This is a genomic window from Vasconcelosia minhoensis LEGE 07310, assembly GCF_015207255.1.
GTDB lineage: Bacteria > Cyanobacteriota > Cyanobacteriia > Phormidesmidales > Phormidesmidaceae > Vasconcelosia > Vasconcelosia minhoensis.
This window is the reverse complement of record NZ_JADEXG010000025.1, coordinates 22,669-37,594: the sequence shown is the minus strand read 5'-3', so window position 1 is coordinate 37,594 and position 14,926 is coordinate 22,669. Positions and strand designations below refer to the sequence as shown.

General features: G+C 56.2%; 17 protein-coding genes. 8 read left to right on the top strand and 9 right to left on the bottom strand.

The genetic code is table 11. From position 1 onward, the window contains the following. Positions 1-128: 128 nt before the first annotated feature. Together gmd and IQ241_RS12130 are read right to left on the bottom strand one after the other, a co-directional pair. Positions 129-1,205, bottom strand: a complete 1,077-nt coding sequence (gene gmd, locus IQ241_RS12135; RefSeq protein ID WP_193907452.1) for a GDP-mannose 4,6-dehydratase — start codon at positions 1,203-1,205, stop codon at positions 129-131. Between the two features lie 295 nt (positions 1,206-1,500). Continuing rightward, on the bottom strand, positions 1,501-1,791 hold the full coding sequence (locus IQ241_RS12130) for a hypothetical protein (protein WP_193907450.1): 291 nt from the start codon (positions 1,789-1,791) through the stop codon (positions 1,501-1,503). Positions 1,792-1,883: 92 nt separating this feature from the next. Here IQ241_RS12130 and IQ241_RS12125 point away from each other — a divergent pair, with 92 nt between their 5' ends. Then, positions 1,884-2,462 (top strand): DUF924 family protein, encoded by a 579-nt coding sequence (locus IQ241_RS12125; RefSeq protein ID WP_193907448.1) that lies wholly within the window; start codon positions 1,884-1,886, stop codon positions 2,460-2,462. A gap of 8 nt (positions 2,463-2,470) precedes the next feature. On the opposite strand, the gene IQ241_RS12120 is transcribed toward IQ241_RS12125, so the two are convergent. Next, positions 2,471-3,055 (bottom strand): DUF3611 family protein, encoded by a 585-nt coding sequence (locus tag IQ241_RS12120; protein WP_193907446.1) that lies wholly within the window; start codon positions 3,053-3,055, stop codon positions 2,471-2,473. A 95-nt stretch (positions 3,056-3,150) separates the two neighbouring features. Between IQ241_RS12120 and IQ241_RS12115 the strand changes: the two genes are divergently transcribed. Further along, the gene (locus IQ241_RS12115; RefSeq protein WP_193907444.1) at positions 3,151-4,551 is read left to right on the top strand and encodes a TldD/PmbA family protein; all 1,401 of its coding nucleotides are present in this window, start codon (positions 3,151-3,153) and stop codon (positions 4,549-4,551) included. 8 nt (positions 4,552-4,559) lie between these two features. On the opposite strand, the gene IQ241_RS12110 is transcribed toward IQ241_RS12115, so the two are convergent. The 6 genes from IQ241_RS12110 to hpsE form a co-directional block, all read right to left on the bottom strand. Beyond that, positions 4,560-5,042 (bottom strand): GNAT family N-acetyltransferase, encoded by a 483-nt coding sequence (locus IQ241_RS12110; protein WP_193907442.1) that lies wholly within the window; start codon positions 5,040-5,042, stop codon positions 4,560-4,562. Between the two features lie 468 nt (positions 5,043-5,510). Beyond that, positions 5,511-7,124 carry a B12-binding domain-containing radical SAM protein gene (locus IQ241_RS12105; protein WP_193907440.1) on the bottom strand — a complete coding sequence of 538 codons (1,614 nt, stop codon included), beginning with the start codon at positions 7,122-7,124 and terminating at the stop codon, positions 5,511-5,513. 172 nt (positions 7,125-7,296) lie between these two features. Continuing rightward, complete coding sequence (locus IQ241_RS12100; protein WP_193907438.1) at positions 7,297-7,566, bottom strand: hypothetical protein; 270 nt, start codon at positions 7,564-7,566, stop codon at positions 7,297-7,299. Between the two features lie 242 nt (positions 7,567-7,808). Further along, positions 7,809-8,726, bottom strand: a complete 918-nt coding sequence (locus IQ241_RS12095) for a polysaccharide pyruvyl transferase family protein (RefSeq protein ID WP_193907436.1) — start codon at positions 8,724-8,726, stop codon at positions 7,809-7,811. 7 nt (positions 8,727-8,733) lie between these two features. Beyond that, positions 8,734-9,789, bottom strand: a complete 1,056-nt coding sequence (locus tag IQ241_RS12090; RefSeq protein ID WP_193907434.1) for a glycosyltransferase — start codon at positions 9,787-9,789, stop codon at positions 8,734-8,736. 4 nt (positions 9,790-9,793) lie between these two features. Beyond that, entirely contained in the window at positions 9,794-10,831 is a 1,038-nt protein-coding gene (hpsE, locus tag IQ241_RS12085) for a hormogonium polysaccharide biosynthesis glycosyltransferase HpsE (RefSeq protein WP_193907432.1), read from the bottom strand. Positions 10,832-11,045: 214 nt separating this feature from the next. On the opposite strand from hpsE, the gene IQ241_RS12080 reads away from it, so the two are divergent. From IQ241_RS12080 to IQ241_RS12055, 6 genes are all read left to right on the top strand, one after another. Then, positions 11,046-11,462, top strand: a complete 417-nt coding sequence (locus IQ241_RS12080) for a BlaI/MecI/CopY family transcriptional regulator (protein WP_193907430.1) — start codon at positions 11,046-11,048, stop codon at positions 11,460-11,462. Between the two features lies 1 nt (position 11,463). After that, the gene (locus IQ241_RS12075; RefSeq protein WP_193907428.1) at positions 11,464-12,366 is read left to right on the top strand and encodes a M56 family metallopeptidase; all 903 of its coding nucleotides are present in this window, start codon (positions 11,464-11,466) and stop codon (positions 12,364-12,366) included. Positions 12,367-12,561: 195 nt separating this feature from the next. Beyond that, the gene (locus IQ241_RS12070; protein ID WP_193907426.1) at positions 12,562-13,323 is read left to right on the top strand and encodes a DUF4058 family protein; all 762 of its coding nucleotides are present in this window, start codon (positions 12,562-12,564) and stop codon (positions 13,321-13,323) included. A 319-nt stretch (positions 13,324-13,642) separates the two neighbouring features. Next, positions 13,643-13,990 (top strand): hypothetical protein, encoded by a 348-nt coding sequence (locus IQ241_RS12065; protein WP_193907424.1) that lies wholly within the window; start codon positions 13,643-13,645, stop codon positions 13,988-13,990. Positions 13,991-14,057: 67 nt separating this feature from the next. After that, on the top strand, positions 14,058-14,273 hold the full coding sequence (locus IQ241_RS12060; protein WP_193907422.1) for a hypothetical protein: 216 nt from the start codon (positions 14,058-14,060) through the stop codon (positions 14,271-14,273). 50 nt (positions 14,274-14,323) lie between these two features. Then, positions 14,324-14,887 carry an OsmC family protein gene (locus IQ241_RS12055; protein ID WP_193907420.1) on the top strand — a complete coding sequence of 188 codons (564 nt, stop codon included), beginning with the start codon at positions 14,324-14,326 and terminating at the stop codon, positions 14,885-14,887. Positions 14,888-14,926 lie beyond the last annotated feature (39 nt).

Genomic DNA, 14,926 nt, shown 5'->3' with positions numbered 1-14,926 from the left:
CTAGCCCAGCCTACTATCAGCGTCAGCCAAAGGTGTGCATTTGGGCTGCATTTGGCAAGATACTGGCAGGACATCGTCTCAACTTTAACTTCGGGCTAACCCAGACGGGTTAGCCCAGCGAATGAACATTAGGACAGGCTGCCTGACATCTGCTTCCGAATGGTTGCTATATCGAGGCCATTCCCGTTCTGGGCATTGATCGGTGGCAGGCCAACTGCTTCTAGATCGGCATCGACCATCAGCTTGACCAGTCCTTCAAAGCTCACCGTCGTCTGCCAGCCTAGCTTTTGCTGGGCCTTGGACGGGTCGCCAATCAGCAGGTCAACCTCGGCTGGCCGCAGATAGCGCGGGTCAAAGGTGACGTACTGATTCCAGTCCAGGTTGACGTAGTTAAAGGCGATTTCTAAAAACTCTTTAATCGAGTGGGTTTCTCCGGTGGCAATCACATAGTCGTCCGCTTTGGCCTGCTGTAACATCAGCCACATCGCTCTGACGTAGTCCTTAGCATAGCCCCAGTCCCGCTTGGCATCGAGGTTGCCAAGGAAGAGCTGCTGCTGCTGACCCGCCACAATCCGCGCTAGCGCCCGAGTAATCTTGCGGGTAACGAAGGTCTCACCCCGGCGAGGAGATTCATGGTTAAACAGAATTCCGTTGCAGGCAAACAGGTCATAGGACTCGCGGTAGTTCAACGTTTGCCAGTGTGCGTAGACCTTGGCGCAGGAGTAGGGGCTGCGCGGGTAGAAGGGCGTTGTTTCTTTCTGGGGGACTTCCTGGACCTTGCCAAACATCTCAGAGGAGCCCGCCTGATAAAATCGCACCTCTAGCCCAGTACGGTGCTGGTAATCGCGAATCGCTTCGAGCAGCCGCAGTGTCCCCATTGCCACCGTGTCCACCGTATATTCTGGCGAATCGAAACTGACCTTGACGTGGGACTGGGCTCCCAGGTTATAGACCTCGTCGGGTTTGACCTGTTCTAGAATACGTCGCAGCATGGTGCCGTCATTCAGGTCGCCGTAGTGGAGGAAGAGCTTGGCGTCAGGGCTATGCGGGTCTACGTAGATATGGTCGATCCGGTCCGTATTGAAGGTAGAGGTTCTGCGAATGACCCCATGTACTTCATAGCCTTTTTCTAAAAGAAATTCGGCTAGATAGGAGCCATCTTGACCGGTGATTCCAGTGATTAGCGCCCGCTTCGATTGCGTCATGGCTGTGATTTCCTATAAATTTCCTGATGATAACTGAATAGCGCTGACTCAGCGCCCTGTGGTGTTTCTACCCATAGACTGCCCAAGAATACGGAAAGCCGTCACGTTAAAATAGCGGCCCCATACAAAAGTTGAGTCAGACAAGTCAGACATGAAGCCGATAGCTCCAATGTAAATTCTGACAAATCTATACACAAGATATATCAAAGGCTAGATGATTTTTGGGGAAGGTCGGGCAGCATTACAAAAGCTTTAGTAATGTAGCCGGACGCTTTACGTAAGAATGTTGCGACGGCTAGGCTCGCCGATCGCGCTCAATATCGTAAATTGCCTTTTCCCAGCACCATTGCTCACTGCGGCCGGGGTTCTGCATTTTAACCCGCTCGACCAGCCGCTGGGCGACCGCAGCATTGCCGCCGACCCGTCGCATCAGCTGCTGTCGGGTAGAACGGTTGACCCCGCGACCAAGTTGATGACTCGACGATTGGCCCAACGGACGCCGCTGAATGGGCAGCCGATAGCCTGTGAGCCAGCAAAACACGGCGACAACGATGACGACTGCCAGAATAATGGGAAATAATGACATAGCTTCGACCGTAGAAAAAGCGATACTAGCTAATACAGACTATTGCCTAAACCAGACTTGTCATCCCCAAGTCGCCAATCCAGCGCTAGCCCATGAGCCGCCCCAATAAAATTCTAGCCTTTTGGTTTAACGACCCGGATCCGCAACATCACTACGGAGAATTTCGCCAGGTCTGGTTCAAGAAAGATCCGAACTTTGACGCGCAGATCCGCCAGCGTTTTCTCAACGATTACGAGCAGGCAGCGGCAGGCCAGTTCGCCAGCTGGCAGGAGCAACCCCGTTCCTGTCTAGCGCTGATTCTGCTGCTCGACCAGTTTCCCCGCAACCTATTTCGCGGCAGGCCGCGTAGCTTTGCTACGGATGACCAGGCGCTGGCGGCGGCGAAATCCGCGATCGCGCATAATTTCGATCGCGCACTGATCCCGATCGAGCGCAACTTTCTCTATCTGCCCTTTGAGCACAGCGAGCGCTTAGCACATCAGCAGCAGAGCGTAGCCCTGTTTACCGTCCTGGCAAACATTGCGCCAGAATTGCAGCACAGCCTCGACTATGCGCTAAAACACCGCGACGTGATTGCCAAGTTTGGTCGGTTTCCGCACCGCAATGCCATCTTGAGTCGTCAAACGACGGCCGAGGAAGACGCGTATTTACAGCAGCATGGGGGATTCTAAGCCCCAGGCTACTGGCGGTTGACGCTGCGGTAGAGCCAAAGCGCAGACGCGATCGCGGCGAAATGGGCCACCAGCGTATGGGTATTGGCCTGGACGATGAAAATATCTAAAGGCTGAATAAACTGGGTGACGTTGCCCGGGTTAAATAGGGCGCTACCCTGGGGCTGGGCCAGCGATTTGGCCAGCAGTGAGCCGACAATCGCTTCCGCACCAAGCAGGGTGACTAGCATCCCTGCCAGGCTAATCATCAGGCCAATCTGAATTGCCCGAATCGCATCCTTGGGTTTAGGTCGCAGGTCGGGATTGCTGGTGCGCAGCTTGCGACTGAGGCGGGTATAGCGAAACGACCAGAAAGCGCCGGCAAAGACCGCCAGCACCCCAAGCACGGCAAACAGCAGCCCCGCACTTGTCCCCGGGTTGGTCTCGCCCTGGGTCGCTCGACCGCTCAGCGTCGCCACTGAAAACAGCAGAACCAGGCTTGATATCACGCCCAGCACGGCCTGGATCCAAAAGCTGATCCAGCCGACTATCCGGAAAGCGCCAGCAATTCGGCGAATCGCCGGTGGTAAAGAGTAACCCAGTTCACCAGTCATAGCTTTAGGATAAACCGTAGGAGGCTGATTCAACTCGCCCACTCTACCTGCTCAGCTCACTCCGATACAATCCTTTACTCAGCAACCCAATTCCCATGCCTGTCCTCTCGCTTGCTCAAGACCAGATAGCTGACCTGATCGCTAGATATCGCCCACGAGCGGACTATCTGGCCATTCGCCTGGAGACCTCAGAAGGCACCGATATCTGGCTGCGCAGCGGCCTGGTCGAAACCCTCAGTACCGGCACTGCTGTCGGCGGCCAGGTGCGGGCCTGCTATCGGGGTGGCTGGGGCTTTGCCAGCTTTAACCGGCTAAAGGATTTGGCGGCCCGGGTGGAAGACGCGATCGCAGCAGCCCGCCTAATTGGCACAGAAGAAACCCGGCTGGCGCCGATCGAGATTCTGAAAACCCGCTGCGAGCTGCCCCTCACCGGCACCGACCCCCGCCACATTTCTGTCGCTGATAAAAAAGCCCTCTGTTTGCACTACGACGAGATCTTACGCAGCGCCGACCCGCAAGTAATCACCCGATTTGTCCGCTATGAGGATAGCTATCAACAGGTGCTGCTCGCCACTTCTGAAGGCACGCTGATTGAACAGGCCTGGACAGACCTGGAAATGCGCTTTGCGGCGACGGCCCGGCAAGGTGAGCGGGTGCAGACCGGACGAGAAACAACCGGCTCGCGCAGCGGCTACGAAGACCTAAAGCAGCTCGATGCCGCCGTGCTGGACGCCGCTAAACGAGCCGTCAGCGCCCTTTCCCTGCCGCCGGTTAAAGGGGGCACCTATCCTGTAGTGATCGATCCTATCCTCACCGGCCTTTTTGTTCATGAAGCCTTCGGCCATCTGTCTGAAGCCGACATGGCCTACGAAAACCCAGACCTGATGGAGGTGATGTCCCTGGGTCGCCGGTTTGGACCAGACAACCTACAAATTTTCGACGGGGCCGCGCCCGGTGGCCATCGCGGCAGTTATTTTTACGACGATGAGGGCACCCCTGCGACGACGACTCAGCTGATCCAGGACGGCATCCTGGTGGGGCGGCTCCATTCCCGCGAAACAGCTGGACATCTAGACGAAACCCCTACCGGCAACGCCCGCTGTCTGAACTACCACTATCCGCCCATTGTCCGGATGACCAACACCTGGATCGAGCGCGGCCAGACGCCGGTTCAGGATCTGTTCGCGGGTATCACTGAAGGCGTCTATGCCCGCAACTGGCTGGGCGGCCAGACCAACGGCGAAATGTTTACCTTTAGCGCCGGAGAAGCTTGGATGATCCGCCAGGGCAAGCTGACCGAGCCGGTCCGAGATGTTACCCTCTCCGGCAATGTCTTCAGCACCCTGAATCAGATCGAAGGCATCGGCGATGATTTTCTCTGGGATGAGTCCGGCGGCTGTGGTAAGGGTGGGCAGAGCGGACTGCCGGTGGGCTGCGGCGGTCCCAGTTTGCGAATTCAGCAGGTCACGGTTGGGGGTGAGGGAGCGGATGAGTGACGGGGTAATCAGGAAGTTGATAACCGCTTGACCATTTGCAAGCATGGATTCTCTGGCCAAAGGTTTGTAAACTCTTCTAACGGTCGGAATCCTACCGACTGGTAAAATGCCCTCGTTTGTGCGTAGTGCTTGTCAGGATGTGACAGCCCTAGAGTCTTAACCTGAAGGTACTCAACCCCGCTGCTATCTAATGTTTGCTCTACGATTTTTACTAGCTGCCGGCCGACGCCTGAGCGGTGCGAGCTGGGATGAACTGCCATGACATATATTTCTGCGGCATATTCACTATGCTGCTTGACTGTCAGGAAACCAACTACCTGATTTTTGGCAACTGCAAGGAAAGTGGGTAGCTTATCTATTTCATCGACATACTCCTTAAGAGCGACTTCAATGCCAAACCATTCAGGGAGTAACCGTAGAATTGGTTCGCAGAGAGCAGCTTGGCCGAGAACTGGACCTTGAACGTCAATCATCGAACTATTGGTGAGCATGTCAGGTTTGCCATACTCTGTATAGCCCTGACATATAAGGGTGAGGGCTCAAAGGTGACATGCTCCCAACTATTGCATCATGATAGACACAAGGTATAGAAGTTCAAAGGTAGATATTTGCAAACTCCTTTTCAGGCAGATTTTGCCCATAGAGTGCGATCATCCAATCAACTTTAGTTTGACTTCCAAAGTATTTGAGACTTTGCTAGGTTATGACGGGTAGTAAGTTGAATGAGTTTAGGACGCGGGTAGATTATTAGGTTCGAAGCTTGGGGGACTGTACTAAACCGAATATCAATGCTTCCAGCGGTTCAGGACGACGTTTAACTGAGGAGATATACTTACGGGCGGATGAATTTTTCCCTAGAATTCTACGTTTGCTTGTATCGCTCGCAGCTCATGTTTGAAGTCTGTCCTAAATCTCAGCATACCTTCGCTCAACTGGAACAATAGGCATTCTTAATTGGCCTAAACCTCAGCTTCTTGCGACTCGGCTAAGTGTTTCAACAGCGTCGTCTTTGGTAGCGGGCCTTGCAGATGGTCCCAGGGCAGCGGCTGGTCGATTGGCCAATCCTGGTGAACATAGAATTCTAGAGGAGGGAGCTTGCCTTTGAGCTGTTTGAAGGCGCGGCGGTAGCTGCCCAACGAGTCGCCGTAGTGGCGGGTGAGCTCTAGCAGGTCGGCGAGGCGGCGATCGCCCCTTGAAATTAGCGCCTGAACGACCGACCAGCTATAGCTTTCAGGTCGGAAGTCGATACCCCGCGATCGCAATGTCTTCTGCAAATACTTTAGCCGCTGCTCGGACTGACGGCTGACGCCATAGGTCTGGAAAGGCGTATGGGCCTTAGGCACGAAGGTACTACAGCCCAAGGTCAGCCGCAGCCCAGGTACTGCCTTTTTGAGCCGCAGCATCAGCGCCGCGGTTTGCTCCACGTCTTCTGCGGTTTCGCCAGGGATGCCGGTCATGCCATAGAGCTTCATGGCCTTCAGGCCGCCTGCTTTAGCATTAACCGCAGCGGCCTCAATCTCGTCGGTCGTCAGCTTTTTGTTGACAATCTGGCGTACCCGCTCGGAGCCGCTTTCAACCGCGATCGTAATCGACTGGGTGCCGTGCTTGACCAGCGTTTGCGCCAGTTTAGAATCGACCGTATTGGTTCGTACCGAGGCAATGCTGAGGCGAACATCGTCGTACTGGGGCTGATTCAGCACGTCGAGCAGCGTCTCAAACTGGGGATGCTGGGTCACCGACGCGCCGAGCAGGCCCAGCCGCGGAGTCACCTTCAGGCCGCGCTCAATCGCGGGCAGCAGGCCGTCGTCCAGGCTAGCGCTACGGAACGGCAGCGTCAGGTAGCTGGCTAGGCAAAAGCGGCACATCTCCGGACAGCTGCGCACCACCTCCACCATGAAAATATTTTCCCAGGCGGCCTTCTCGGTGACGACGGTAGAGGCCGACAGCACATTGCCGCGGTAGGTCTGCTTTTGTACCTGCGCCGGGATGTCACTATCCATCGGCTGAATTGATTCTACCGGACCGTCTAAAGCGCTGTAGGTTACCTTGTAAAGGCTGGGCACGTAGACGCCCGGCACCTGAGCCAGGGCTCTGAGCTGGGTCTGCCGGTCGGCCTGGCGGACGGTTTGGTAGGCGTCCAGAAATTCGTCTAGCAGGGTCTCGCCATCGCCGAGCAAAATGACGTCGAAGAAGGCAGCAAAGGGTTCGGGATTGGCAGTTAGGACGGGGCCGCCGCCAAAGACGAGGGGATGGTCGTAGGTACGCGCAATCGCTCTTGTCGGTACCTTTTGTGACTCCAGCAAATCAAGCACGTGCACATAGTCCAACTCCCACGAGAGGGAAAAGCCGATCAGCTCGGGCCGGGCAGGCAGCGATTCCTGCACATCGGTAAATAGGCGGCTGACCTCCAGATCGGGCCGCTGGGCCAGCATTGCCCACACCACCTGATAGCCCAGGCTGGTAATGCCCACGCTGTATTCATTGGGGAAGGCAAAGATCAGCGGGATGGCCTCAGCGATTGTCATCGCCGGGGTAAATAAGCGCTTTTCAGCCGAAAAAACGGAATCAGTCACAAAGTGGAGGGAAGGGCCAGATCTCCTTCAGCCTAGCATTTGTGACCTTTGATGAGCCGAATAGCATTTTGCCTAAAAACGTCGATGATTGCTTTAATGCCCCGACGCTGACTTTCACCCAACACCGCTAATTGCACCACTGCTTCTCGCTTGGCATTTACGCTGCCAATAATCATGATGCAGTAGGACGAAAACCGAAGCGATGCACAGCAGGATGCCCAATCCGAATGCCAAAGATCTGGGCATGAGGATGACGCCTAAGCAATTGCTTAGCAGCGGTCAGGCTATCTTTAGCTACCTCAAAAGCTCCAGTTTCAATGTCAATCGCCACTATTTTGCCATGATTTCCATCTTCAACTTGAGCGCGTACCTGAGTCTCGTAGAGCTCTTTGCCTCGCCGAGAAAATTCCTCTTTGCTATAGCGGGGTTCTCGAACGGTCATAGGCTTAGCCTGGTTTCAAATTTTTCCCCTATATTTTATCCTAAACGGGTACGGAGAGGAGGGCCAGAGCCCCTTCAGCCTAGCATTTGTGACCTTTGATGAGCCGGATAGCATTTTTGGAGTGAAGCGACGACTCATCCCTGAGTATTTAGATTGCAGATCCGGTAAGGCGACAGGTAACAGCGCTGTCTTGAATGCGAAGGCCGCGGTGTATCTCCTGCGCATCAGTCAGCGCCGTGCCCTTAGCCATTGGGGTTGGGTATCGCTGATAATCGGGCTTTGAGCTGCTCCGTCCGCTCTGTGATGATGGCGTCTGAGCTGAGACAGGGGGCAGCAGTTTCAGCAATCTGAGATATTATTTTGGCAAACTGCGCTTCATTAGGACTGAGGCCGTACTGCGCGATCGCGACTGGAGACTGTACCAAACTCCGCTGCCAGTGCCGGGCCGACTGCCCCCCTGACCGCAGCCCGCGCCCCCAGCGGGGATAGTCAACCAGCGGCGGCAGCGTTTGAGGTCGATAGGTCAGCCCCATCGAAGCGCACCAGTCCTGCCACTTGAAAGGCAGAATCCGCGGGCTGGTCACAATTGGAATCCAGGGCACTCTTAGGGCATCTGCCGCGATCGCGCCGTGCATTGCCTCTGCCAGCAGTACCTCAGTTTGATTGATCGTTTGCAAAATCTCTTCTACCGGCGATCGCGGATCGACATAGCAAATTCCCGCCGCCTGACAAATGCGCTGCCAGGCCGACTGGGCAAAGTCAGCGTGGTGAATATGGGGCATAAAGCTATAGGGATATTGTTTTTCTGTGGTTGGCTGAACCAGCAAGCGGACTAAAATACCGCCGTCGGCGATTGCCTTACTGGATGGCAACCCCAATTGCTGAGCCGAGAGCGGGCCGCGAACGCAACAGATTTGCCAATGGGGTGGAATCACCTGCAGCGGCTGTTCATACCCGGCACCGGTGCTGAAAATGACAACTTTTTCAGCAGCTGAAACCCGCTCTGGAAAAAGATTGTTCAACAATGTTCCGGTGCCGATAAAGATACTGTTCGGATCGTCATCGAAATAGCCCGGTAAGAGCTGGGGCCACAGCCAGGTATTGAGCTCATCGCCAAAATTAGGCTGGCGATCGCGGCGCTGGTAGTAGTAAATCTGCATAGGCCGGTCAGCGAGAGAATTTTATTAGCAGGCGGCTGGCTTTATTCACTGTGCGGCTGCGGTAGCTGTCATAAACAGACGGCAGCAGCTGATAAGTCCGCCGCCAGGCCGGCTGCTTACACCATCGATCATAGGCCGGGATAGCGACGGCTTCGAGAAACTGCTGCCACCGCTGGGTGATAGCGGCAGGAGAGTAGGCAGAGGCGCGATCGCGGCCATTCACCACCATGGCCTGACGCAATCCTGAATCAGACTTGAGCTGTCGCAGCTGAGCGATTAGATCTGGCATCGAAGTCACCTCTAGGTAGTCCAGCGGACTGCGGCGTTCCGCTCGATAAGCCACCTCTGGACCTAGAATAGCCGGGACTCCTGCCAGCCAAGCATTATAGAGCTTAGTCGCGGGCTTGTGCCGGTAGCCGCCCTGGAGCCACTGCTGCCAGGCGCTGAAGCTGCGCACGGCCACGATGGCATCGATGGCGCGATAGTCATTCCAGTCGGTGCTCAGGGTGGCAAAATCATTCCAGTGATTGGTGTTGATTACCGGCTGCCAGCGCAGCCCCAGCTCGGCCAGCGCCTCCTCCCAAGCCGAGGTTTGCAGCTCGGGGGCGAGGCTGTTGGCATGGCCAAAGAAGGCGACCGTTTCAAAGCGGTCTGGGCGGCCTGGGGACTGATTTGGGAACTGAGATCGCGCCATTAGCCCCGGCTGCGGCCAGTGGGGAGTGAAGTAGCGATGGTATCGGGCAGACGCCTCCACTGGATTTTGTACCACCTGAAGCTGGGCATAGGGGTAGGGATAGGATTCCGCCTTCAGGCATATCAGCAGTCGCTTTGCCGACGGTCGGGGCTGCGTCGCCCGCGCCGCATTGCTGTGAAAAAGCACAATCCCTTCGGCGGGCAGCCGGTCCACCAGCTCACAGGGAAAACCCACCGCCCGCAGCCGCAGGTAGGTTTGCAGCGTCCAGGCATAGATACCCAAGCCAAACCCGGCCCAGTTCTGCTCCGCGCTGGTCGGCAGCTCAGGTGGCCAGAAAGTTGGCGGAATGTAGAACGCAATCGGCGGCACGGCGTTAGGAACACAGCCGCTGAAGCAGACCAGACCCGAGCCGAGACCTCAATTTGGCTCTCAACCTAGCTTGCAAAGGCACCCAGCTCAGGCCCTGACCAATCTGACTCTGCCAGTGATAGAGCGGACTCAGCAGACTGCTGTAGAGCAGCATCCGTTCACAGGCTTCGGTCGTCTCTAGATCGGTGAGCTGGCGAGTGTGGAGAATATGCAGAATCACCTTTCGCAGGTCGTTTGCTCCGTGCAGTCCAACCATTAGCGGACGCTGCCAGGCGGCATAGCGCACCATCCGCAGCGGGTAGCGGCTGTAGCCGATGCGCTGAAAGAGGGTTAGCAGATAGCCCCGCTCTAGCCGCGCCTTGGGAATGCGATGAAAAAGCTGCATGTGGGGATTGTGCCAGATTGGCCAGCCGCCGCTGCGCAGATAGGACAGCGTTTCCACATCTTCTCCCTTGGCGTCGAGGCTGCTACCGCAGACGCCGGTCAAGCTGGGCTGCTCTGGCACACAGTCCACCCAGGCCCGCCGCCGAATCACCATCCCGGCCCCGGCTGGCAGCACGCCGCGCTCAGCCGAATATTGAAAGGGCTCAGCCCCTCTCTGAATCACCGCCAGACAGCAGGCAATCCGCTGAAAATTGGGCGGCGGCAGCACCTCGTAGCTGCCGCGAATGGCGCTACCAAAAGCGCCTACCTGGGGATGCTGCTGGGCGAACTGGTAGGCTGCGCTGACCCAGGTGTCTTCGGGCCAGGTATCGTCGTCTAAAAAGCCGATCAGCGGGCTGACCACGGTTTGTACTGCGAGCCTGCGGGCATAGGCCAGCCCCTGCCTGGGCTCAAAGACGTAGCGCAGCGGTACCGCTGGCAGCCAGTCGGCCTGATACTGTTGGACCAGGCGAGCCGTATCGTCCTGACTATTATTATCGACAATCAGCACCTCCCAGGAAAATGTTTGGGTATACAGCTGCGATCGCAGCCGTTCCAGCACCTGGGGCAGCCGCGAGGCGCCATTGTAAGTACAGATGACGACTGAAAAGTCAACCATTATTGGCAGGCCGGGTTGCAACATCGCCTTCTAAAATTATGTCAAATCTGACATAAAACGATCGGTGAGCTGAGAATCAGCCTACATCTTTATATAGCCACATATAGCCACTGCTGATTAAAGGCGAATTAATAGCGACTTAACAGCGACAGTCTGTCTTTTGACAGCAGCCCGGCAAGTCCATACCCTTAATAAGGTTGGCTTGCATACTCTCATGGCTCCTCTGCCCAACTCGCCTAAAAAGCTGTCGTTAGGCTCCCTGGAAGCCGAAATTTTAGGCATTCTCTGGCAGCTGGGCAGCGCTACGGCCCGGCAAATCCACGACCAAATTCTGGCTGACCCCGACCGCGAGCTGGCCTATGCTTCGGTGACGACGGTGCTGAATCGGCTCACCCAAAAGGGCTGGCTCAAGCGACACAAGCGGCAGCGGGCCTTTGTTTGGGAGCCGCTGGTTTCGCAGCGAGATGCCCAGGTTTTGCAGGCTTACCGCCAGCTGAAGCAACTGCTCGCCATCGGCAATCCCGACATTGTCGCCGCCTTTGCCGATGAGCTGGACAGCGATAGTATTGAGCGGTTGGACGCGATCGCGCAGCGACTCAACGCCATCCGCCAAGCCAGGAAGGAGTCGTAAAGTGCACGGTTTTTTGCTACTGCTCAGCACCGCGATCGCGGTCGGCCTGCGGCTAACGATGCGGGCCGACTTAACAAAAGCCGGTCCCGGGCGGCTATTCCCTCGGCGGCCGTCTTCTGATCTAGCTTGGGAAACCCGCTGGCGGCGGACGCTAGCCAGCTTTGCCCTGCCGCCGCTGCTAATTTTAGCGACCGCCCTGGCCGTCCTGGCGATGGGGCTGCGCGGCTACATGCTGGGGCTGCCGGTGGGCTGGCTGGGCTACTCGGTTGCTCTGGGGCTGATTGGGATGGCGCTGGGGGTCCTAGCTTGGTTGGCTGGGCTGGGGATGCGATCGCGCCAGCAAATCTGCGCTCTCCCGCCGGTCATCATTCAAAATCAGCCGGGCCGCCAGCTCGACAGCGCCGTTCCCTTCGCGGCCCGGGTCGGCTTCTGGCAGCCAGAGCTAATCGTCAGCCGCGGCCTGACCGCTGTGCTAACGCCGTCGGAGGTCGAAGCTGTGCTGCTGCACGAGCAGGCGCATCGCCGCTACCGCGACCCGTTTTGGTTCTTCTGGCTGGGCTGGCTGGGCCGCATTTCTGCCTGGCTGCCCGCCACCCAGCAGCTCTGGCAGGAGCTGCTGCTGCTACGGGAACTCCGCGCCGACCGCTGGGCCGCCCGCCGGGTTGAGCCGCTTATACTGGCTGAGTCGCTGCTCAAAATGACCCAGTTTGCCGTCCCCGAACCCAACGGCTGGGTCCTATTCGCCAGTCAACGCCAGGTCAGCCGCCTGGAAGAACGGATTAACGTTTTACTTGATAGTCCGTCACTGGTGCAAAATTCGGGCTACAGCTGGCTGTGGCTGGGTTTGGGCTCACTGATTCTCTGCCTGCCGCTGCTGACAATGCTGTTACATACGGCTGGCTAAACTATAGGAAGTCAAGGCTTCATAATGCTGGAAAACGCGATTGCCCAGGTCGTAGTTCGGGGATAAGGCCACTTCTACCTACCTGTCGAGCAGCGTCGCCTCCGGCTGCCCGATTACTTAATTCTAGATTCTATGCATGAGCATTCCAGCGGATGTTATGGCAGATTTAGGGAAGCTTCTGATAGAGGGGTAGGCATGCCGTCACCGTTTCCGGGAATGAATCCTTATCTGGAGAATCCGACGCTCTGGCCAGAGGTTCATAGTCGGCTGATTGTGGCCATCGCCGATGGACTAAATCCTCAGCTGATGCCGAAATACCGAGCGGCGATTGAGCGACGGGTCTATGATCTTCAGGGGGACGAAGCTGTGCTAATCGGCATCCCAGACGTCACTTTAGAGCAGCGATTGGCCTCAGAAATCGCCGCCCAAAATACTGTGGCAACGATGAAACCTGCCAGCCCGATGAAGGTTAGAGTCCCAATGCCGCTTGAGCTCCGCGAAAGCTATTTGCAAATCCAGGAAATTGACACAGGGGAAGTCGTGGCAGCAGTTGAGCTGCTGTCACCTACCAACAAACGCTCCGGAACGGGACGCAATGCATATGAAGAGAAACGGCGAGAAATACTGAGCAGCCGTACCCATCTGATTGAAATTGACCTGCTCCGCAGCGGTGAACCGATGGCGCTAGCAGCAGGGCAGCTTAAAAGCCACTACCGAATTTTGGTCAGTCGAAGTGAACTGCGTCCCCAGGCAGACTTGTACGCCTTTAACCTACCCGATGAAATTCCTCAATTTCCGCTGCCGCTGAAGGCCGAAGATAGCGAGCCGGTCGTTGACCTACATGTTCTGCTGGATCAGGTTTATGACCGAGCCGGATATGAGGTTGTGATTGACTACGCTCAAGCGCCCGTTCCAGCCTGGCTTAGCTCATGGTTAAAGCAGCAAGATACTACATAGATAGACTTGGTACAGCTGCTCAAGTCATTTCATCAGTTTATCCGGTCAGAGCTGAGCGACAAAGATGCTCAGGAATCACTAGCCCCCTTTGCAAGCCCTGCAAGATCTGAGCCAGATTTCCCGCTAGGAGCGCAGCACGGTCTAGCCAGAGCTCGTGAATGACTCACGACACCCGCTTGTCTACGACGGCGCTGGCTGCAGAATCAGCTCGATCGATGGCACGAATCAAAAGTCTTTTTCCCTCTCTAGAACTTCCCGATTGGTCCTTAGGGTAGGGGTTATCGAAGCAAATACCCCCTACCCATTGAGGAGACCCATCATGAAACGCTATTTCTTTACCGCCGTTGCTATGACCATTGCCGCCGCTGCCAGTATGCCAGCTGCCCAGGCCGCCGACTACGGAACTATCAACCTCCAGCAGCGGCGCTATGAGGTGCTAGACCGGGGCGGGTCGAAAGCTGTCGAGAACATCCAGTCGGCCCGGCTAGAACACCTAGATAACCAGAGCAAAGGCATTGAAAGTATCCAATCCACTCGCCTGGAGCACCTGGATAGCCAAAGCAAGTCCATTGCCAAGGAGCAGGTCTCTACGCCTGAAGAGGTTTCCAAGGATGCGACCCTGGTTGACCTGATTTGGCATAACCGGGACAGTCGCAGCAGCAAGTAGGCAAGGCGCGATCGCGGCTGGGATTGATGACTATCTGGCCATCATCCAGTACCTCCGCACCGGGCTGATGAGCCAAGTACAGCTCGACATTGGCAGCCTGGAACGGGCTACCTGCCGGTTATTCTGGGCTGATAAAGCAGTGATCCAACAGGTTCAGGCGGCGTCCTATCAGCAGGTTTTTCTAGTCTCTGGGATGAGCCATCCCAAATTTTTAGAAACGCTACAGGCGCTTAGCCCTAGAGGTTACGACCGGATTGCCAAGGTTGCCCAGACTTTAAGCTAAGCCCCAGCCATCCAACATCCCTTTAATTATGATTCATTAGGAGCTTAATCATGACAACTCAGCTGACATCTACGCTCAATGGGCTCGACCCTGACGTGCTAAAGGAACTGGCTGACACCGTCGCTGCCGATGCCAGTCAGGGAAAAATGGCCTTTCGCGTATCGACGACCTGGGTCGAGGGTGGCCGCTCAATTGCTCGGGTGAAGTCTTTTGACTTAGGCAATGAAACGATTGAGCGAGACTTCCACCTGGTCATTGACGAACCAGAAGAAGCCGGTGGCACGAACCTTGGTCCTAATCCCCAAGAGGTCATCCTGGCAGCGCTCAATGCCTGCCTGATGACGACGTTTACGGTCCTCTGCACCCTGGAAGGGATTCGCCTGGAGAAGGTAGATATCCAAAGCAGTGGCCAGCTAGACCTGCGCGGATTCTTTGGTCTGGATGCCAATGTGACTCCCGGATTCCAGGCCCTGGACTGGACGCTGACGGTGCGAGGAGATGCAACAGAAGCGCAGTTCCAGAAAATCTATGAGACTGCGATCGCGGTTTCCCCCAACGTTTGGAACCTGCGCAATCCGGTAGCGGCAACGCCTCGCCTCCAGGTTGAATCCTAGAACGCTGTCTGCGCTATTGGGGATGCTGCTTCCAATAGC